Here is a 19,918-nt window from a genome sequence, read left to right on the forward strand (position 1 = left end):
CCCGGAATATGGAATCAACGCATGAAATACCCGCAAAATACATGGAGGCCTGGATTCCATTGCTTCAGGAATTGGTTTGGCCATTTACCATATTGCTTATTTTATTCTTTTTAAGAAAATACATCCCACAGTTACTGGGTCGAACCACTAAAATTGGTGCATTGGGGATCGAACTGGAGTTTGAAAAAGCAAAAGAATTTTCATCCACATGGAGCAATGAATTCGCAGGAGACATTCGTACGGGTGTAAAATCAGATGATTTTTCCAGCGGTGTCATGGACCTGATGGAGCAATTTAGCAAAGAAGGCAGTTACGACTACGCAGGTATAGATATATATGGGGGCAGAGCCTGGTTGACCTCACGATTGTTTATCTTTTCGACGATTTTGTCAAAAGCGAGGGGAATTAACTACTGGGTATTCGTTGACTCTCATGATTCGATTCACAAAAAATTTATTGGTTATATAGATTCCAGAAGCTTGCGACTGCAATTGTCTGATCATTTTCCCTTTCTATCAAAGGCCTATACGGAGGCATTGCTGGAAGTTTTTCCGGAAGGAGAGAACAGTCTGAAGGCGGCTGATACCTGGCAAATTACCCAGCTGGTGCAACAGTTTTTAAAAGGCATTCAAAAGGACTATCACGGGGTGCGAATTCAAGGCGCGGATCGACAGGAGATAGAAAAGGGCTGGGCGCTGCTGAAAGACAAGGTAACCCTCGAAAAAGCCCGGTTTCTGGACATCAATGAACTGAGAACGATTTGCGGAGAGTGGATACTTTCAGATGCAATTAGAAACCTGGAAAATACCTCAAAGGAAAACTTAGCCGCAAAAATCCTCCTTTGTAACGAGCGACTGATTCCTGTGCTTAACCCGGGAAACCAGTTTGTTGACATGGTAGATGTAGCACATTCAAAAAAAAGTTTGATGAAAAATGGATCTCTGGGACAAAATATGGGTGGTTAACCGCTGAAAGCCGATGCCAAGAGATGGAAATTAGCTGCTCTACTTAAGTCAACAAATATCATGAAACCCGAATACAGCACCCCATGAAGGCCTCTTTTGATTAACCGTTAAATGAAAAAAGGCAGCAGATAAAAGAAAAGTGTGCTACACCGGTGATTTTATCCGAAATAATTAATTTAGTATAAAATAGGTTGTTTACTTATAGTGTGCTTGTATTTCATGCCTTTTTATTCATCTAAGTTCTATTTTCCAGGTATATCAATGCTTAAAAATCATCAGCATTGCCTTATCAACCTTGATATTCTTGATGATGCAAAATCCTCATCAGGTAATAATGTCAGTTTGACGGAGAACACTGTGATAATTCAAGTCAAAGATCGACGAATTGATTTTACCTTACTTAAGCGTTAATCATGGATACCGATGAGGTCAAAACATATTACCTGAGTTATTTTAGAAAGCTTGTTTTATTTGCCTGCAAGTATGTGGGAGATATGGACCTTGCCCAGGATCTGGTCCAGGATGTTTTCGTGAGCCTCCTGAACAAGCCGGTTGAGAAGATTGAGAACCCAGATGCCTTTTTTTATACTGCTACGAAACGAAAATGTCTTGATCATATAAAAACGCAAACCATCCGTTCTGCTCACCATGAGAATATTCTCTCTGTATCCGAGTCGGTGTTTCATGATGATGCAGTAGAAAAAACAGAGCTTGAAAATCACCTGCTGTCAATAATCAATGAATTACCCGGGAAATGCAAAGAGATTTTTTTGCAGAGTCGTTTTGAGGGCAAATCAAACCTGCTGATCGCCGAGGAAATGCAACTTTCTAAACGCACAGTAGAAACCCAGATTAGTAAGGCATTAAAAAAAATACGTGAAGGCCTTACAGGTTTTAAAAATATATTACTCACCATTTTTTAATTTTATTCCCCTTCGATACGTGTGAAACCAGAGTTGTTCGTCTTACCAATAAAGAAACAGAGATGAACAGCAAAAAGGAACTGGAAATATTGATCCTACGCAATTTTCTCGGAGACCTTCGTGAAGACGAAAAAAAGATACTGAGCCAATGGCTTGACGCTTCGCCGGAAAATCGACAACATCAGGAGAAAATGCTTTCATCCTGGCAGGATGGGAAACTTTTTCGGGATTGGCAGCGCATTGATTTGCAGGAAAACTGGGAAGAGATTATCGAAAAAGCACAACAGGAGCAGACAAAAACACTAAGACTCAGACCGGTTTTAAAATACGTCGCTGCCGTTGTTTTTCTCATTTTGTGCAGTGTATGGATGGTCAATTATTACGCCAATACTTCCATCGCAAATGATACGCCTAGACCTATGGCTGTACTTCTCCCAGACGGTTCTCAGGTGTGGCTCAGGCAGGATGCACTTGCCAGTTTTCATGAAAGGTCTTTCAAAAAAGACCGATCAATCGAAATAGAAGGTGAAGCTTTTTTTGAAGTTCAAAAAGGTGAAGTACCCTTTATTGTTCTTGCTGATGAGGGAAAGGTGGAAGTCCTGGGAACCACTTTTAATGTCAGGGAAAATGAAAGCAGTACAGAGGTCCTGTTGCTGGAGGGTTCTGTTCGCTTCTCGGCGGCTGGATCAGAGCAAATTTTGAAGCCGGGCGAAGGAGCCATTTCTGACGGAAGAAGGATCCAAGTCATACCCCAAGTCAATGTCAACAGCGTTGGATGGAAAACCGGAGTTTTTAGATTTTCCAATCAGCCGCTGCGAGAGGTCATGGAAGTTGCTGCTGGCTATTATGGTTTCAGCCATGAGATGTCGAAAGCTGTAGAAGACCTTAGGGTAACGGCGGCATTTAATAAAAATTCGCTGTCCGAATTTATGGAAGAGCTATCCTTCATACTGGGCATCGAAATAAAAGCTACAGAAAATAAACTTACCATTACCAAAGAATAACATGCTTCGATACCTTTTTCTCTTAGTTTGTTGCGGTTTCGTACTCGTTTCGGCAGCTCAGACACCCCGGCAGGTGTCCATTGAAAAAAGCAGCTGGACATTCCGGGAGTTGATCAATCTTCTCGAAAACGACTATTCCTACAATTGTTCTTATTCCTCATCCATCCTGGATCTGGAAAAGGAGCTGCGACTGGAGGTGAAGAGATATGATATTGACGCACTTATCGAAACGATTTCCAGCCAGGCTAATCTCAAAATCAGGGTTCGGGGAACCAAAATTCTTATCAACAGGAATGAAAAGACTGGTCCGGAACCGAAGCAGGAATTTACACTGAGTGGTTATATCAGCGAACAATCATCAGGCGAGCCATTGATAGGGGCAACTGTCAGGGTATCCGGCACATCCAAGGGTACTGTAAGCAATGCCTATGGTTTTTATTCGCTGAGTTTACCGGAGGGGAATTATACCATAGAGAGTTCTTATCTGAGTTTTTCAACGCAGTTTTTGGATATCCGGCTGGACCAGGATATAGACCTAGATATCCGGCTTAGAGATCAGATGAATTCCCTGAAAGAAGTGGTGGTAACCGCAACGGGGGATGAGCCGATAAACGAAATAGCGAACGTGGATTACCAGCAAGTCAATGCTGATTTCATAAAGAACCAGCCTGGGTTGGTTGGCGAACCTGATGTAATCAAATCGCTCCAAACCATCCCCGGTTTCAAAGCGGCTACAGAGGGTTCCTCTGGGATATCTGTCAGGGGAGGCGGAAGGGATCAGAACCTCATTTTATTGGATGAAGCCATTGTGTTTAATCCATCCCATCTTTTCGGCTTTTACTCGGTGTTTAACCCGGATGCCATCAAAGATGTAAAGGCCTATAAAAGTGGCTTTCCGGCCCAATACGGCGGGCGGCTATCCTCGGTCATTGACATTAAAATGAAGGAAGGCAACAATCAGTATTTTGAAGGTGAAGGGGCTATCGGGTTGGTTTCCAGCCGACTAACCTTGGAAGGACCCATCAGCAAGGACAAAAGTTCCTTCATTGTGTCTGCCCGCAGAACCTACGCCGACATGTTTTTGAAGCTGGGTGGGGATGACGGTGGCAATAAGGCATCTTTTTATGACCTGAATGCCAAAATAAACTTTATACTTGGCAAGAATGACAGGTTGTACCTGTCGGGCTATTTTGGCCGGGATTTGCTGCGCTTCTTTGATCAGTACCAAACCGAGTGGGGCAACCAAACAGCAACGCTACGCTGGAACCATGTCTTTCACTCCAGGCTTTTTTCCAACACGAGCCTGATATTCTCAAATTACTTCTACGATATCAATTACTTCCAGCGGATCAATAATACCGATGACTTTGGCTGGAGATCAAACGTGCAGAATGTCAATGTCAAAACAGATTTCACTTGTTTCGTCAATCCAAAAAACACCCTATCTGCCGGAATTTCAGCTTTGTCCACCAAGTTTGTGCCCGGGGAAAATAAGAATGAGGAAGCTGCAGAAAATGTGTCCTCTACCAACCTGGCGGAATTATCCCTCTATGTCCAAAATGAACACCAATTCAATGACTGGCTCAGCTCCGATTATGGCATTAGGGTTTCTGCCGTCGCAAACTCCGGGAAGAATACCTTTTATACCTTTGATAGTTCCTATGAAGTTTCTGACACATTAAATACAGACGGATTGACCAATGGAAATTTTGTAGCTGCACCGAGAGTCAGTATCAAAGTTTTAACCGGAACAGACCATTCTACCACGCTGAAAGCCAGCTATAGCCGTACCTATCAGTTTATGCAGACATTGGCCAATACCTCCCTTTCTTTTTCGGCTTTTGATATTAACTTACCTACAACGCCGAACACTGACTTTTTGAGTGGTGATCAGATTTCCCTGGCTCTAAAAAAATCATTCAACCCGACCTACCAGTTTATTGTAGAAGGATATTACAAATGGCTGGATAATGTGATTGATTATAAGGATCATGCCAGACTTATACAGAATCCGTTGATAGAAGGAGAAATACGGGCCGGTCGTGGAAAGGCGTACGGAATAGAATTTTTATTGGAAAAAATCCAGGGCAAGGTCACCGGCAGACTTTCCTACACACTATCGAAAAGCAGAAACCAGATAGAAGGGATCAATGAAGGTCGTTGGTACAATTCCCCATACGACCGTCCCCACCACCTTACCCTTTCCACAAGTTACCAGCAGGACGGCAGGTGGAGTTTTTTCAGTAACTTCACCTATTCCTCCGGTAATGCATTCACCTTTCCAACTTCCTTTTTTAATTACGATGGCCTTACCGTTCCGCTCTACAGCGACCGTAACAGTGACCGAATGCCTGATTACCATCGACTGGATCTGGCTGCCAGGCTGAAAAATAAAAAAAAGAAGACCAGGCTTTCGTCCTATTGGGAATTTTCCGTTTACAATGCCTATGCACGTATCAATCCGATAAGCATCGCATTTGGAAGACAGGAAAATGCCCTTTTAGGGGAAGTCAGGCCAGGGGCAAAAAATGTGGTGAAGAAAACCTTTCTCTTCTACATTATCCCATCTGTTTCCTATAACATTAAATTTTAAAAGCGATGAAAAATACGATGAGGCTTATACCAGTAATCATGTTTTTAGGGGCCTGTACCATGGAAGAGCCCATCTCTGAGTTCCTTGATGACCAAAGCACGGAGCCAGGTCTGGTGGTGGAGAGTATCTTCACCAACAAGGCCGTCGTTCAACAGGTGAAGCTAACTTTTAGCCAAACAGCCGGAGAGTTGAACGACGAGGCGGTACCGGTAGAAGGCGCAAATCTGCTGATTACCGGAAACGACCAAGAATACGTTTTGCTGGAAGTGAAGCCGGGAATCTACGAAACTGAAGGGCCGGTGAAAGGGGAAATTGGGCAGAGGTACACCCTCCGGATCGAATACCAGGGCAACATTTACGAGGGTTCCGATATGCTTGAGCCCATTGCTTCACATCAACCCATAGAACTGGTGATGGAAATAGATGGCTTTTATTCCATCCCATTTCGTCCACACCAGTTTGGCTACGAGGAACCAAATCGGTATAACCTAAGCGTGTTTATTCCGGATTCGCTATGGACGGAAAACTTTGAAAACGTTACCAAAAACAGAATCTGGACCTACTACACTCATCCTTTTTTCGAGCCTAATGGAGTTTTCGAATTTGTCGCGACGGACTACAAGACCTTTGGCGAGCATACCTATTACCTGCGACAAAAAAAATATTCCATAAGCGATAGCTACTACGACTACCTGCGGGCACTCTTCTCAGAAACAGAATGGCGTGGAAGCTTGCTGGATTCCAATCCCGGAAAAATCCCTACCAACTTGGTTAACCTGTCCAAAGGAAATAGTGCCGGAATAATGGGTTTTTTTGCCACCTGCGCTACGGATGAGTTGATCTACAAATACCCGGACAGAGAGTAATAAGTTTTTGTTTCAAAGGATTTTTAAATTTCAGTCTTAGCCTGATCTCAGCGAGTATGCTTCGACTAAACCAGTCGATTGACAAGCCTACAAAAGTATGGGAGAGATGAAATTCATAGGCACATGAGCTGCCGGAAGGATTTATTAGGATGGCTGATTAATCAAAAAACTAAGTTTAAATTTATCTGATTTACCATGTATTTTGCGATAATGAAAAGAAAGTTGAAGGGGTTCTCCACCAAAACCACATTAATAGTTAGCAGTCTGCTATTGCTCGGGTCAGTGACACAGGCGCATCCCACCGGAAATATGATCACCATGGGAGAGCATGTACTCTGGTCTTATATCCATCCAATCAATGACGTAAACCATTATGCTTGTGTCATGATTTGGGAAAAAGGGGCTGAACCAAAAGTATTTATTCAATCAGAGCATCCGGCAAGTGACTTTATGCTATTTGGTAAAGAGGAAGAAATCTACATTATAGAACGGAAGTTTCTACAGGCATCGGACGAATTTCAGGTAAGAATTCTAAAATCTACCATTGATACTGAACCTACCGTAATATGGGATTGGCTCAGAGACGATTTTAGGATTGGGGAAGGCGGATTTTTCATGTTATCCGATAATGAACTGGTGTTTGGGAAATACCCCGAAATAGTGATCTTGGGAAAAGGAGAAAAGCCTGCCAGGTATTTTGATTTTAACGATTCCATAAGGAGAATTCGGGCAGTTGAAAACAATCATATCCTTTTACTGGGCGACAAAGCCTGTTATTTGGTAAAGCAAGATGGTAGCATCCTTACCGAATGGAATGAACTCATTGACCCAAATGTAATGGATGCTCCATTGAACCGAAATCAATTATTTGATGTGGATTATTACAATGGTAACCTGTTGCTGGCTTATTGGGGCAAACGGTCTTTTGACTTGATTCAACCCAATGGAAAACGTCAGACTATTCTTCAACAAAGCGAACCATTGGTACCTCACTGGGTGGCAATCTGGAAAAAAGATTTACTATTGTTCTCCTCCCGCTTTATTTTTGATGGAAGCAGCCCTAAACCTCACTTGACACTATGGACCGGACAAAATGATCAGCATCTAATATGGAACAGATAATAAAAAGAATCCTCTATTTCTTATTTCCGTTAGTATGGCTCACGCTTCAGGTTGGGTTAGTACAAGGACAAACCAGGATAAATTCTGGTCCCGTTAACACCATTTTATTCAAGGTAACTACTTCTGAAAGCAATAATGTTTCCTACTTATTCGGAACACACCATGCATTTGGAAAGGAATTTTTCGACGCACTGACGAACGCAGGCAAAGCTTTGTCTTCCGGTGAGGTATTGATCAAGGAAAACCTGAGCATTCCCGGGCACACTGCGGAAGATATTATCAATGCACGTACCGGGACGACCAGCTGGGAAAAATACCTGGGAAAGGAAGACCTGACGTACATTGAGGATCTCTTTGCCGATAGTCCTACAGATTTCAACAAAATCACCCCCACCGAAATGCATGTTTTCCTCAACAGGCATTTTAAACAGCAGATCTGTTTGAACAAAGCGCCTGAGGATATTTCTCTCTCGCTGGACGATTACATCGCTTCTAAGGCCGTCGAACAGGACATCAAACTTTATGGTCTCGAAACTACAACCGAACAAATAGCCCTGATCAATAAGGATGTCGAAGGGATGCCCCGAAAAATTCATAAACGCAGGTTGTCCACTATAATTGAAAAAATCAGAGCCAGGCATACCAGTGACTGTGAAGAAACCGATTGGTATGCGCAGATGGAAATAGACTACCAATTGCAGGCTCCTTGTACCAATGCACTGATGCTGACAGACAGGAACGAAAAATGGATGGAGACGATTGTTGAATTGCTTAGCAAAAAAAATTGCTTCATCGCAGTTGGATTAAGTCATCTTATGTACGAATGCGGACTGATAAATCAATTGACCGCACTCGGTTATACCATTACACCCATGGAGGCGAAGTGAAAACCAGAACGGAAAGCCTAAAATGCTGAAACGGATTTCTCAGGAATCCTTGCAAGGAAGGACCTAATGGACCAGGAAGGGTATCGGGTTTGTCGACGAACCCAAACCTTCCACTAGGTGGCCAGAAAAATTTAAGATCTCCGCCATTAGCTGCAGGCTTCACTTACCCCATCTTCGAATCAATGCAGGGTAGCAAAGGGTCCAGGCGTATTTTACTCAATCAAGAGAAAATGTAGGAAAAGAAGTCCTGTTTCTAACACATTAGGAGTACCTGCCAAAATCGGGCATCAACCGACCGCACGATGATGCCAACCTGCCAACCGCTTCAGCCCCAGGGCATCGTTTGCAGCCCAGGGGCAATTTTTAAAAAAAATCAATAACTTAGAGCGAGTAATTGTTAATTTCCAATCGCCCGCCTGACGGCACAAAATAACCGATCGATGACCCATCCAAAATCCATTGCTGTATTGCCCTTTGTTAACACAAGCCCCGGAAAGGAAAATGAGTTTTTCTGCGATGGTATCACGGAGGAAATCATCAATGCCCTGGCCAAAATCGAGCAACTCAAAGTCACATCCAGGACTTCCAGCTTTTTCTTCAAGGGGAAAAATCTCCCGCTGGCAGAAATTGGGAGGGAATTGGGGGTAGCGAACCTACTCGAAGGAAGCCTACGGGTAAGTGGCGACCGCTTGCGCATCAGCGCTCAGTTGATCAACGTGTCGGATGATTCCCATTTCTGGTCCGAAAGCTGGGACCGAAAACTGGAAGACATTTTCGCCATACAAGATGAGATCAGCCTTCGGATAGCAGACAAATTACGCGAACATGTCGGCCACCTGAACATCGCCGATCAGCTCGTACAGGCCCCTACCGGGAAGGTGGAGGCCTACCGGTACTACCTGCAGGGGAAATCACTTTTTAACAAGTGGAATCCCGAACACGCCAACCAGGCCATCGGGTATTTTGAAAAGGCCCTCCAGATTGATCCCGACCTGATCGACGCACACACCGGACTGGCCGATGCCTACAGTTTTTTGGCGGTTGCCGGCTTTGCTCCGCGCGAAATTGCCTGGGCCAAGGCCATCGAGTCCATTCAGCGGGCCAAAGCCCTTGATCCCCAAAATGCGCCACTCAACTACCTCCTTGCCAATCAGGCTTTCTTCACCGAAGCTGACTTTGGCCAGTCCATGCAGTTTGCCCGGCAAGCCATCGCCAGTAAACCTACCTATGCCGAAGGGCATCAGTTTCTGGCATTTCTTTTTATGCTCAGGGACGATATGAAAAAGGCTGGAGAGCATTTGCGCTATGCCCGATCCATAGATCCACTTAACCCGGAAACAAAATTTTACCAGGCGTATTTTTTGTATCGTTCTCGATCCTTTGATGAGGCAGAAGTATTACTCGAGCAGCTATTGGAAGAAAACCCCAAAAGCCTACCGGCGCTCATTACGCTGATTTATGTGCTTTTGAAAACTGGTGCATACGATCGGGCAGAGGCACTTATTGCTGACCGAAACCCTGATGAAATCATGCCGGATGAAAAATTGGGGTTGGCCTGCCTGCTTCGGGTGATGCAAGGAGCCGCAGAAGAATATCCTGCTCTGCTGACCGAATTGGAAACGAATGCTTCCGGAGATACATCCTTCCAGGCGCATGCGTATTTATTTTTAGTATACTGTGCACTTCATCGGGAAGACCAGGCGTTTTCCGTCCTGGAAAAACTATTCCAAAAACACTCATCCATTCTCTTACTTACCTTTGGGGATCCGCTAGCCGACTACCTGCGAGGTAGTTCTCGTTTTGAGGCCTACCGGCAGCGGATATATGCCGATATCACGCCGACCGTCGCTTCTCCCAGGCGGAACAGTGCCGAACTCAGCGAAAGGGAGGCAGAAGCGTACCTTCGGAAATTGGCTGACTTTATGGAAACAGAGAGCCCCTTCCTTGACCCTTCTCTTTCCCTTCGTTCTCTGGCAAACCTACTGGAAATGCACCCCAACCAACTGTCATGGCTGCTCAACGAAAAGCAAGGCAAAAACTTCAACGCCTATATCAATAGGTTCCGAGTGGACCATTTTAAAAAACTGCTGGCAGATCCCCGCAATACAAGCATTTCCCTGATCGGACTTGCCTACGAGAGCGGCTTCAATTCCAAAACGGTATTCAATACCGTATTCAAAAAGGAGACCGGGATGACCCCCAAAGAATTTCATAAAAACAGCGGTTTATCGGATTAATTGGTTCCAAATTATAATTCCGAACCCCTTTTTACTTTTCCCGAACCTTTGTGACGCTTCATTGGCCCAACTTTGTTCCGAATCAACAAGGTAATGTCATGAACAACGAGAAAATGGAAGCCATCAGGGCCACGGGATACGGCCCTGCTTCCGTGCTGAAATTACAAAAAGTCAGCAGGCCCCTTCCTGGTCGGGATGAAGTTTTGGTGAAAGTGATTACCTCATCGGCTACTACAGCAGACGCCATGATGCGAAGCGGCAAGCCCTGGTTGGCACGTCTTTTTCTAGGGCTACGAAAGCCAAAAAACGACATACCGGGAACCGGATTTGCCGGATACGTAGCAGAAATAGGAGCCGAAGTCCGCAATTTCCAGGTAGGGGACCGGGTTTTTGGGGAAACCACCCTTGGGTTTGGCGCCAATGCCGAATACCTGGCCCTAAAGGCCAGCGGGGTCTTACTGCCCCTTCCGGAATCATTGGGTTTTTCCGAGGCAGCCACCTTCAGTGATGGCCACCTGACTTCGTATAATTTCCTGAAGCGTCTCGGAAAGGTGAAAAAGGGGGATCAGGTATTGATCAACGGAGCCTCAGGAAGCCTTGGCACGGCTGCCGTTCAGATTGCCAGCCACCTGGGAGCCGAGGTGACCGCTGTATGCAGCGGTAAGAACGCCGGTCTGGTGAAATCACTGGGAGCCAGCCATGTGGTGGACTACACCAAGGAGGATTTCACACGTGGCGACAATTGTTACGATCTCATTTTTGATACCCTGGGCAAACGCTCCTTTACGGACTGCAAGCGGGTATTGAAAAAACACGCTACCTACTATTCGCCGGTATTGAAATTTTCCTTGTTGGTTAAAATGCTCTACACGCGTTATTTTTCTTCCAGGAAAGCGGTGTTCGAAGCTACCGGCATGCTTTCGGACGAACAACTTCGCAGTCTTTTGGCCGAGGTCCTGGAACTTCAGCAAGCAGGCAAACTCCGGACCGTGATCGACCGGCAATATCCGCTGGCCAGGCTTTCCGAAGCACACCAATACATCGAAAGCGGTCACAAAAAAGGGAATTTACTAATTATTAACTCGGATGATTTTTCATCCTTTCAATCAAATTCAATTCTTAAACAACAAACAACATGAAAAACGTACGAAATGCAGTTATTGCCCTGACTTTAGTTGTCGGGCTGGGATCTTGTGGGGTCAATCAGGCCTGGATTTTAAACCAAAACCAAAACAGTACCGAAGTACATCTGGGCAGCAATAATTTCGAGGTACTGGGACAAGTAAAAGGATCGTCAACAGTCGACTATGTACTGATTTTCGGCGGGACGAATCGGACAAACCTCTATAACGAAGCCTATGCGGCCATGCTAAAAGAGGCAGATTTGACATCCGGTAGCCGTACCATTACCAATATTCTTACCGAAGAACATGTGGGGGGTGTTCCTCCGTTTTACTACAAGCGAACCTTGACAGTCAGCGGAACCGTGGTGGAATTCACCGAGTAAATGGGGTTAAAGTGTATTTTACAATGAATCCACTATCTGGAATATCGGAAAGAAAAGCGTACATGAGGCGAACAGGCCTCATGTACCTTCTGGTAATCGTTTTTGCTGGCTTCAGTCAGGGCTACATCCGCAGCAGTTTGATCGTTCCGGATGATGCGGCGGCCACTTCCCTGAATATCGCTGGCGAGGAAGCATTGTTTCGCCTGGGATTGGTACTTGATCTGATAGCTTTTTTGCTGGATGCGATCATTTCGATCTTGTTATTCAAGCTGTTTCGAACCTATGGGCAGACGCTGGCGATGACGGCAATGGTGTTGCGACTACTAGCCCACCCGGCTATAGGCAGCTTGAATCTTCTTAATCACTACCTGGCCTTACAGGCAGCTCTGGCACCGGATTTCCTGGCTGGATTTGACGGACCGCAACTTCAATCTATGAGCCTTCTCTTTATGGAGGCGCACCGTATAGGCTATCTGATTGCAGGAGTGTTTTTTGGTCTTCACTGTCTGCTTTTAGGGCTCCTGCTTTACCGCTCTTCACTACCGGGTTGGTTAGGAATCTTGATGATTTTGGCAGGAATAGGCTACGAAATGGAAGCCTTTGGCGATCTTCTGTTTCCCGGTAATGAAGAATGGCTCGCAGTTCTGGTGGGACTGACGGCTGTACTGGGAGAGGTTACGCTCACCGCCTATTTGTTGATAAAAGGATTCCTTATGAGTAAATTGAATGCGGATGATGTCAAATAAACGAAAAATGGCCATTATTTCCGGGCTAGCCCTCATCGCGATGGCCCTGGCAGCTGGGTACGCGTATGGCTATGTGTACGGAGGCCTGATCGACATGAAGAGCCCGCAGGATACGTATCGAAACCTGCAGTCATCAGGTACGCTATTTCGCAATGGAATGGTGGCATGGGGAGCGATTGTGGTATTGGACCTGTTGGTAGCAGGTAGTTTACACGGATTTCTGAAAGAAGTTCATTTCCGTCTTTCGGTACTCACCGCCCTGATCCGGGTACTATATGCATTCATATTGCTGGCTGCAGTTGTCCATTTGGTGGATGCCATATCCCTCGTGGAGGCCGCTGCAGGTGCCACTGAAGTTATGCTGGCGCTGCAGCGTTTTGAAACGATCTGGTCCCAGGGTTTGATTCTGTTTGGCTTTCACCTGTTGGGTCTGGGTTTGCTGGTAATTAGGGATAGCAGAATACCTTCCATCTTCGGCTGGTTGCTGCTCTTTGCCGGTTGCTGTTACACGGGAATACACATGGCCAAATTCGGTCTCCCCGACCATGCACAACAGATCGAAATTACCGAAATGATTGCAAGCCTTCCGATGGCCTTTGCAGAGATTGGCTTTGCATTCTGGCTGCTTTTCCGGGCTGGCCGGCAGCGCTTTTCCCCACCATTTACCGCATTATCATGAAACGAGTTAAAAAAATAAGCCGGGTAGCCGGCGGCCTGCTCTTGCTGATTTTGTTGATGGTTTTCGCCATGATGTATCAGGAGCAACGGAGCCTTTCCTATCTGAAAATAGCGAAGCATCCCGGATTTCAGCAACGCGATTACCTGATCAAAAACGTGCAGATTGTACCCATGACCGCCGATACCGTGCTAGCCGATCAGATGGTACACATACAGGATGGCCTTATCGTCGAAATCGCTCCTCAAATTGAGTCCTCGGGAATACCGGTAATTGATGGGGGAAACGGGTACCTGATGCCCGGTTTGACTGACATGCACGTTCACGTGTGGGATGCCCAGGAGTTGGGCATGTACCTGGCCAATGGGGTGACTTCTGTGCGTAACCTCTGGGGGCAACCCATGCACCTGCGAATGAAGAAATCTATCCACGCGGGCGAATTGCTGGCTCCGGACTTCTATACCTCCGGACCCAAGCTGACCGGACCCGACTATCATGGAAACGATAACCTGCAGCTGGTTTCCGTTGCCGAGGCCCGGAAAAAGGTAGCAAGCTACAAAGCGCGGGGCTATGATTTTATCAAGACCTACAACGGGCTGACGCCGGAGCTTTTCGAGGCCATTTTGGAGGAGTGCCGGATACAAGATATGGACATCGCCGCCCATCCCACTGCGGCCATTCCCTATGCTGCGCACTTGCGCCCGGAAATTATTAGCGTGGAGCACACCGAGGACATTGTGCAACAGGCCCTGAACTACCAGTTGGATACTGCCGGTCTGGACCGGGTAGTAGCGGACTACGCTTCCTTTCCCTCGGCAGCACACTGTCCTACACTGGTCGTGTATTACAATATCTACCGTTTATTGACGGAAGAAGGCATTTTGAATTCCAGTGAGGTAGACTTTATGAATCCGCTGATCCGAATGGTCGATAGCGAAGCCCAGTACCAGCGCTGGTCAGCGGCAGCAAAAAGTGACTCCTTGTTAGCAGACAAGATTCTGGCGCAGCACCGCTTTCACCTGCTTGCGGTTCGCAAACTGCAGGAGGCAGGTGTCAACCTGGTCGCCGGTACCGATGCCGGCATTGGCATCACTCCGGCCGGTGTCTCCATGCATCAGGAGCTGGCCTTCTATCGGGAAGCTGGAATGAGCCCCTTTGAGGCGTTAAAGACTGCTACCGTCAATCCCGCCAAAACGCATGCGTTTCTGGCCAATACCGGAACGGTGGAAGTGGGCAGGAAGGCCAACCTGGTGTTGTTGCAGAGCAATCCGCTGATAGATCCGGCCACGCTTCGGAAACCGCTGGGGGTATGGGTAGGCGGGCGTTACATTCCCCGGGAACAGTTGGAGGCGTTTACCGGTCATGCCCGGGATCGGAAAAATTTGCTGCCTTCCGCCTTGCGTTACGCGGAATATTTACTGCGGGAACGCTGAGGCTGGTGGTCCTTAAGTTTTGGCGATGGAGTGATCGGGCTGAAAGTTAATACTGAATCCTGTTCGTAACCGGTCGTTCTATTGGATTGAAACATTCGAAAAAAGCAAAAGATAGAGTCGGGAACGAGTACTTTTTGGTGCCAAATGGTTTCTTTAATGATGAAAAACCGGGGCAGGAGATCACTTCAAATTTGAGCACATTCAGTTCGCCTGATATTCGGTTTCATGCCAGACATAGAGTGATCATATTTAGCATATTGAGATTTCCCGTAGTTGTTGGTTTAGTTATTTACTAAATTTGCATAATGTATTATCGGAGGAAATTGTTATTAGGAATTTTAGAGGAGTTTGGCGGAGCTTTGTCACATACAAAACTTCAAAAAATACTCTTGTTGGTAACGAGAAAGCAGCATGAGAAGTCTTTTGATTTTGTCCCTTTTAAATATGGGAGCTTTTCTTTTCAAGCCAACCAAGATTTATCTACACTTTCCAAGAAGGAAATTATCATCAACAAAACAAAGGCGCGTGGTTCCGATTGGATTATAAACTCCGAGGAACCCTTCTTTACAACGCTAAAAAAAGAAGATAAAGCTGCAATTAAGCAGACCAAGGAAGAAATCGCTCATCTCAATCAGAAGGAACTGGTAAAGTACACCTACATTAAATATCCTTATTTCGCAATCAAAAGCCAGATTGTTGATGATCTGTTGACTGACAAAGAACGTGAACAGGTTCACGCACAAAAAAGAAGTTTCGACGACCCCGCATTTTTCACAATTGGATATGAAGGTATAAGTCTAGAGACTTACTTGAACAAACTCATAATCAATGACGTAAAATTACTTTGTGATGTTCGTAAAAATCCACTGAGTATGAAATATGGGTTTTCAAAGAAGCAGTTGAAGGGAGCCTGTGAAAGTGTTGGAATTGAATATCAACACATTCCGCAATTAGGTATAGACTCGGAAAAGAGGGCTGATTTAAAAACGATGAATGACTATAACAAACTTTTTGATGATTACGAAAGGACCACTCTTGTTGAAAACAGTGTTCAATTAGATGAACTTTTTAAGCTGGCTGAAAAATATCGCCGCATTGCCATTACCTGTTTTGAGAAAGAACCATGTATGTGCCATAGAAGTAGAGTGGCTGATGCTCTTAAAAAGCTTCCAACATGGGACATTGATCAGAAAAATCTATAATGCCCAAGGAGAAAGTATTAATCACCGTAAAAACCTATCCATCACTTTCTGCAAAATATGATGAACTTGTTTGTACTGCAGGTTTCAAAGAAGACGGGTCATGGATTAGAATTTACCCAGTGCAGTTTCGGAAAAGGAACTACAGCCAGCAATATTCTAAGTATCAATGGATTGAAATCGACCTTGTAAAGAACACCAGTGATTTTAGAAAAGAAAGTTATCGTCCAGTAAGTCATGAAACTGAGATAAAAATTGTGGGTGAAATCAAACCTGACGGTGATGATTGGAAGGAAAGAAGAAAGGTTGTTTTAAATAAAATCTATAAGAGCTTAAGCAAATTGATAGCTGAGGCCAAGAATAAAGAAATTGGCACTTCATTGGCGGTGTTCAAGCCCTCTGAAATAGTTGGTCTTGAAATAAAGAAGGTGGATCGTGAATGGAGTAAGGAAAAGCTTGATAAACTGAATCAGCTCAACTTGTTTGAATTCGCTGACAAAGAAGGAAAATTCGAAGTTGTTAAAAAACTTCCATACAAATTCTCATATAAGCTTAAGGACTCTGAAGGCACGACAAGTACCATGATGATAGAAGATTGGGAAATTGGTCAACTTTATTGGAATTCGTTAAAAAGGCATGGTGGCGATGAAAGACTTGCTTGTGAAGACGTCAGGAAGAAATACATTGATGATTTCGCAAGGACTAAAGATCTGTTTTTATTTCTTGGAACCACGAAACTTCATCATAACACGGCTCCAAACCCATTTGTAATCATTGGAACATTTCACCCAAAACCGACAACTCAAACGTCTTTGTTTTAAAAGAAACGAGAAAAAAAGAATCGAGCAACTCGCCCAACTGGCAGCAAGGGGCGAAAAACTATCGGGGAGTTGATGTGAAAATATAGCGGCCGACAATCGGTACGCAACAGCAGCCCTTTTTAGGTACACCTTGCGCCGAACTCCCGCTGCCGTTGGCCCATCGGTATTTTTGCTGTATATTGAAGGCAGGGAAAAAGGAAGGGCTGTTCTCCTGAAGCATTTGTGCCTAACTGTGCTTGACGCAAAGGAAGACTCCTTGTCCATCCCGGGCAGATGAAGGGGCCGATGAGGCAGTATGCAACCAGCCGGGTTTTTCTCCTTCTTTTTTACCGATTCAAAATCAAACTACCTATGAGAACACTTGTCTTTGCCTTCCTCTTGCCCTTGCTTTTGGCCTGCCAATCCAAAGATGCCGAGCGATTCTCTCTTCCTGGCCTGCAGAAGCCCGTAGAGATCATTCGCGACCAATGGGGTGTGAACCACATCTATGCCAACAACCAGCACGATTTGTTTTATGCTCAGGGTTATGCTGCTGCCAAAGACCGCCTTTTTCAATTTGAGGTCTGGAGACGGCAGGCCACCGGCACGGTAGCGGAGATCCTGGGAGCTGCAGAATTGAAGCGGGACATCGGCACCCGGCTGTTTCGGTTTCGGGGAGACATGCAGGAGGAGATGAATCATTACCATCCCGAAGGAGAAGCCATCATTACTGCCTATACGGAGGGCGTTAATGCCTACATTGAGGAAATCCGCTCCAGGCCCGATGAGCTTCCCCTGCCGTTCCGGATGCTCGGTATCCTGCCGGAAAAATGGACACCCGAGGTGGTGATATCCCGACACCAGGGGCTGCTGGGAAATATAGAAGAAGAACTGGACCTGGGGCGGGCCGTGGCGCAACTGGGTGAAGCGCAGGTGAAAGACCTGAAGTGGTTTCACCCCAAAGACCCGGAGATTGCCCTGGATCCGCAGATCGAGCCGGAATTGTTGTTTGCAGATATTCTGGCCCTATACAAGGCCTACCGAAAACCCCTTTCCTTCAAGCCCGGCGATATCCTGCCGGAATACCGCGATCCGGAGATGGACAGCGCAGCAGAAGAAATTGCCTTCCTACCCGAGGAAGCGCCGTTTTCCCTGGGCAGCAACAATTGGGTGGTGGACGGTTCACGTACAGCCAACGGTCATACCTATATGGCCAACGATCCGCACCGGACCATAGCCGTTCCCTCGCTGCGCTACATGGTGCACCTGAATGCCCCCGGATGGGATGTGATCGGGGGAGGGGAACCCGAGATCCCCGGCATCTCCATCGGACACAATGGCTATGGGGCATGGGGGCTGACCGTGTTCCGGACAGACGGGGAAGACCTGTACGTATATGAGCTGAATCCGGAGAATCCAAACCAGTACCGCTACGACGGTGCCTGGGAGGACATGAAGGTCATTATGGAGACCATTCCGGTGAAGGGCCAGGAGGATGAGAAAGTTGCCTTGCGCTATACCCGTCACGGACCGGTGACCTATGTGGATTCCATGCACCACAAGGCCTATGCAGTACGATGCGCCTGGCTGGAACCCGGAGGGGCTCCCTACCTGGCTTCCCTGCGCATGGACCAGGCAAAAAGCTGGGAGGAATTTCGGGAAGCCTGTGCCTACAGCCATATTCCGGGGGAGAACATGGTCTGGGCAGACAAGGACGGTACCATCGGCTGGCAAGCCGTGGGCATTGCCCCCATTCGGCGGAATTTCAGCGGCCTGGTGCCTGTGCCGGGAGATGGACGCTACGAGTGGGAGGGCTACCTGCCCATTCCCCAGAAGCCCCACACGGTGAATCCACCGGACGACTACTTTGCTTCGGCCAACCAGAACGTGACCCCTGCCGACTATACCCATTGGGAGGCAATAGGCTTTTCCTGGGCGGATCCCTTTCGCGGCAATCGGGTGGAGGAAGTGCTGAAAGCCGGCAATGCCCTGAGCATGGAAGACATGAAAGCCCTGCAGGTAGACTACCACAGCATTCCCGCCCGGGTCCTGGTACCCTACCTACTGGACCTTCCCCTTTCCGGCAAGGCCGCGGAGGACCGGGACCGGCTCCGGGGATGGGACCATAGGCTGGACCCGAATTCCATTCCTGCCGCCATCTACGTGGCCTTTGAAAACGAGCTAATACGCCTGGTCAGCGAGCGCTTTGTACCAGAAGCGGGGAAGAAAATGATTGGCCGAATCCAGCTGAAGAAAATCCTGGATTGGATCGCTGTCCCGGACGGGCGTTTCGGTACCGACCCGGAGGCCGGCCGCGACAGTCTGCTGGCAGATGCCTTTGTGCAGGGACTGGCCTACCTGGAAGAAAACCTGGGTGAGAACCGGGACAACTGGCAGTACGGGCAGGAGCGGTTCAAGCATGCCTACCTGGTGCACAGCCTGGGAACGCTGGGTACCGAGGAGTTGAATGCCCAACTGAACCTCGGTCCGCTTCCGCGGGGCGGCAATGCCTATACGCCCGGTTCCACAGGGGGAAACAACCGGCAGAGTTCGGGTGCTTCCTTTCGCATCATTGTGAACACAGGAGACTGGGATGCCACACAAGCCAGCAATGCCCCCGGGCAGTCCGGCGATCCGGACAGTTCCTTTTACGACAATTTATTCGAAGCCTGGGCCAGGGACCAGTACTTTCCCCTGTATTATTCCCGGGAAAAAATCGATTCCGTGGCGGTGGATAGGACGCTGCTGGGGCCGGGGAGGTAAGGGTTGGGTGCATGGATTGAGAAGCGGTTAAAAGGTCCTGATCTTCAAATATTTTCTTCACAAAATCTGAAGGGGCTGCTGTTTTTTGCCTGCGAATTTCTTAATTTGACAAGGGCAAACCGGGAACGATGTGGGAGTGATAGTGAGATATACGTAACTCCATTCTGGAACATCGCTAAATACGGACGTTACCATTA

Annotated in this window: 16 protein-coding genes; all 16 read left to right on the top strand. The window is 46.8% G+C overall.

Features of this window, described 5'->3' with window-relative positions:
- Window positions 1-8 precede the first annotated feature (8 nt).
- The 16 genes from G9Q97_RS17240 (at window position 9) to G9Q97_RS17315 (ending at window position 19,721) form a co-directional block, all read left to right on the top strand.
- Window positions 9-965 carry a flagellar protein FlgN gene (locus tag G9Q97_RS17240; RefSeq protein ID WP_166149053.1) on the top strand — a complete coding sequence of 319 codons (957 nt, stop codon included), beginning with the start codon at window positions 9-11 and terminating at the stop codon, window positions 963-965.
- A 413-nt stretch (window positions 966-1,378) separates the two neighbouring features.
- Window positions 1,379-1,888 (top strand): RNA polymerase sigma-70 factor, encoded by a 510-nt coding sequence (locus G9Q97_RS17245; RefSeq protein ID WP_166149054.1) that lies wholly within the window; start codon window positions 1,379-1,381, stop codon window positions 1,886-1,888.
- Window positions 1,889-1,950: 62 nt separating this feature from the next.
- The gene (locus G9Q97_RS17250) at window positions 1,951-2,892 is read left to right on the top strand and encodes a FecR family protein (RefSeq protein WP_166149055.1); all 942 of its coding nucleotides are present in this window, start codon (window positions 1,951-1,953) and stop codon (window positions 2,890-2,892) included.
- A gap of 1 nt (window position 2,893) precedes the next feature.
- Complete coding sequence (locus tag G9Q97_RS17255) at window positions 2,894-5,485, top strand: TonB-dependent receptor (RefSeq protein WP_166149056.1); 2,592 nt, start codon at window positions 2,894-2,896, stop codon at window positions 5,483-5,485.
- 5 nt (window positions 5,486-5,490) lie between these two features.
- Entirely contained in the window at window positions 5,491-6,351 is an 861-nt protein-coding gene (locus G9Q97_RS17260) for a DUF4249 family protein (protein WP_166149057.1), read from the top strand.
- A 195-nt stretch (window positions 6,352-6,546) separates the two neighbouring features.
- On the top strand, window positions 6,547-7,473 hold the full coding sequence (locus G9Q97_RS17265) for a hypothetical protein (RefSeq protein ID WP_166149058.1): 927 nt from the start codon (window positions 6,547-6,549) through the stop codon (window positions 7,471-7,473).
- Window positions 7,461-8,360 carry a TraB/GumN family protein gene (locus G9Q97_RS17270; RefSeq protein ID WP_166149059.1) on the top strand — a complete coding sequence of 300 codons (900 nt, stop codon included), beginning with the start codon at window positions 7,461-7,463 and terminating at the stop codon, window positions 8,358-8,360. The genes G9Q97_RS17265 and G9Q97_RS17270 overlap by 13 nt, the downstream gene beginning before the upstream one ends.
- Before the next feature lie 440 nt (window positions 8,361-8,800).
- Window positions 8,801-10,597 carry a tetratricopeptide repeat protein gene (locus tag G9Q97_RS17275; RefSeq protein ID WP_166149060.1) on the top strand — a complete coding sequence of 599 codons (1,797 nt, stop codon included), beginning with the start codon at window positions 8,801-8,803 and terminating at the stop codon, window positions 10,595-10,597.
- A 98-nt stretch (window positions 10,598-10,695) separates the two neighbouring features.
- Window positions 10,696-11,736, top strand: coding sequence for an NAD(P)-dependent alcohol dehydrogenase (locus G9Q97_RS17280; RefSeq protein ID WP_246255765.1), 1,041 nt, complete (start codon window positions 10,696-10,698; stop codon window positions 11,734-11,736).
- Window positions 11,733-12,104, top strand: coding sequence for a DUF6567 family protein (locus G9Q97_RS17285; RefSeq protein WP_166149061.1), 372 nt, complete (start codon window positions 11,733-11,735; stop codon window positions 12,102-12,104). Before G9Q97_RS17280 ends, G9Q97_RS17285 begins: the two co-directional genes overlap by 4 nt.
- 23 nt (window positions 12,105-12,127) lie before the next feature.
- On the top strand, window positions 12,128-12,850 hold the full coding sequence (locus G9Q97_RS17290; RefSeq protein ID WP_166149062.1) for a DUF4386 domain-containing protein: 723 nt from the start codon (window positions 12,128-12,130) through the stop codon (window positions 12,848-12,850).
- Window positions 12,837-13,529: a DUF4386 domain-containing protein gene (locus tag G9Q97_RS17295; protein WP_166149064.1), complete on the top strand. Its 693-nt coding sequence runs from the start codon at window positions 12,837-12,839 to the stop codon at window positions 13,527-13,529. Before G9Q97_RS17290 ends, G9Q97_RS17295 begins: the two co-directional genes overlap by 14 nt.
- Complete coding sequence (locus tag G9Q97_RS17300; protein WP_166149066.1) at window positions 13,526-14,959, top strand: amidohydrolase family protein; 1,434 nt, start codon at window positions 13,526-13,528, stop codon at window positions 14,957-14,959. The genes G9Q97_RS17295 and G9Q97_RS17300 overlap by 4 nt, the downstream gene beginning before the upstream one ends.
- A gap of 323 nt (window positions 14,960-15,282) precedes the next feature.
- Complete coding sequence (locus G9Q97_RS17305) at window positions 15,283-16,161, top strand: DUF488 domain-containing protein (RefSeq protein WP_222852016.1); 879 nt, start codon at window positions 15,283-15,285, stop codon at window positions 16,159-16,161.
- The gene (locus tag G9Q97_RS17310) at window positions 16,161-16,979 is read left to right on the top strand and encodes a hypothetical protein (protein ID WP_166149070.1); all 819 of its coding nucleotides are present in this window, start codon (window positions 16,161-16,163) and stop codon (window positions 16,977-16,979) included. Before G9Q97_RS17305 ends, G9Q97_RS17310 begins: the two co-directional genes overlap by 1 nt.
- Before the next feature lie 351 nt (window positions 16,980-17,330).
- Complete coding sequence (locus G9Q97_RS17315) at window positions 17,331-19,721, top strand: penicillin acylase family protein (protein WP_166149072.1); 2,391 nt, start codon at window positions 17,331-17,333, stop codon at window positions 19,719-19,721.
- The last annotated feature ends 197 nt before the right edge of the window (window positions 19,722-19,918 follow it).

The organism is Cyclobacterium plantarum (genome assembly GCF_011290685.1).
In the GTDB taxonomy this organism is placed as follows: Bacteria; Bacteroidota; Bacteroidia; order Cytophagales; family Cyclobacteriaceae; genus Cyclobacterium; species Cyclobacterium plantarum.

What these genes read in the sequence shown, in the direction of transcription:
- G9Q97_RS17265 (WP_166149058.1), top strand. Translation starts at nt 6,547, where the DNA reads ATGTATTTTGCGATAATGAAAAGAAAGTTGAAGGGGTTCTCCACCAAA.
- G9Q97_RS17315 (WP_166149072.1), top strand. Translation starts at nt 17,331, where the DNA reads ATGAGAACACTTGTCTTTGCCTTCCTCTTGCCCTTGCTTTTGGCCTGC.
- G9Q97_RS17240 (WP_166149053.1), top strand. Translation starts at nt 9, where the DNA reads ATGGAATCAACGCATGAAATACCCGCAAAATACATGGAGGCCTGGATT.
- G9Q97_RS17285 (WP_166149061.1), top strand. Translation starts at nt 11,733, where the DNA reads ATGAAAAACGTACGAAATGCAGTTATTGCCCTGACTTTAGTTGTCGGG.
- G9Q97_RS17310 (WP_166149070.1), top strand. Translation starts at nt 16,161, where the DNA reads ATGCCCAAGGAGAAAGTATTAATCACCGTAAAAACCTATCCATCACTT.
- G9Q97_RS17290 (WP_166149062.1), top strand. Translation starts at nt 12,128, where the DNA reads ATGAATCCACTATCTGGAATATCGGAAAGAAAAGCGTACATGAGGCGA.
- G9Q97_RS17270 (WP_166149059.1), top strand. Translation starts at nt 7,461, where the DNA reads ATGGAACAGATAATAAAAAGAATCCTCTATTTCTTATTTCCGTTAGTA.
- G9Q97_RS17250 (WP_166149055.1), top strand. Translation starts at nt 1,951, where the DNA reads ATGAACAGCAAAAAGGAACTGGAAATATTGATCCTACGCAATTTTCTC.
- G9Q97_RS17255 (WP_166149056.1), top strand. Translation starts at nt 2,894, where the DNA reads ATGCTTCGATACCTTTTTCTCTTAGTTTGTTGCGGTTTCGTACTCGTT.
- G9Q97_RS17275 (WP_166149060.1), top strand. Translation starts at nt 8,801, where the DNA reads ATGACCCATCCAAAATCCATTGCTGTATTGCCCTTTGTTAACACAAGC.
- G9Q97_RS17245 (WP_166149054.1), top strand. Translation starts at nt 1,379, where the DNA reads ATGGATACCGATGAGGTCAAAACATATTACCTGAGTTATTTTAGAAAG.
- G9Q97_RS17295 (WP_166149064.1), top strand. Translation starts at nt 12,837, where the DNA reads ATGATGTCAAATAAACGAAAAATGGCCATTATTTCCGGGCTAGCCCTC.
- G9Q97_RS17280 (WP_246255765.1), top strand. Translation starts at nt 10,696, where the DNA reads ATGAACAACGAGAAAATGGAAGCCATCAGGGCCACGGGATACGGCCCT.
- G9Q97_RS17300 (WP_166149066.1), top strand. Translation starts at nt 13,526, where the DNA reads ATGAAACGAGTTAAAAAAATAAGCCGGGTAGCCGGCGGCCTGCTCTTG.
- G9Q97_RS17260 (WP_166149057.1), top strand. Translation starts at nt 5,491, where the DNA reads ATGAAAAATACGATGAGGCTTATACCAGTAATCATGTTTTTAGGGGCC.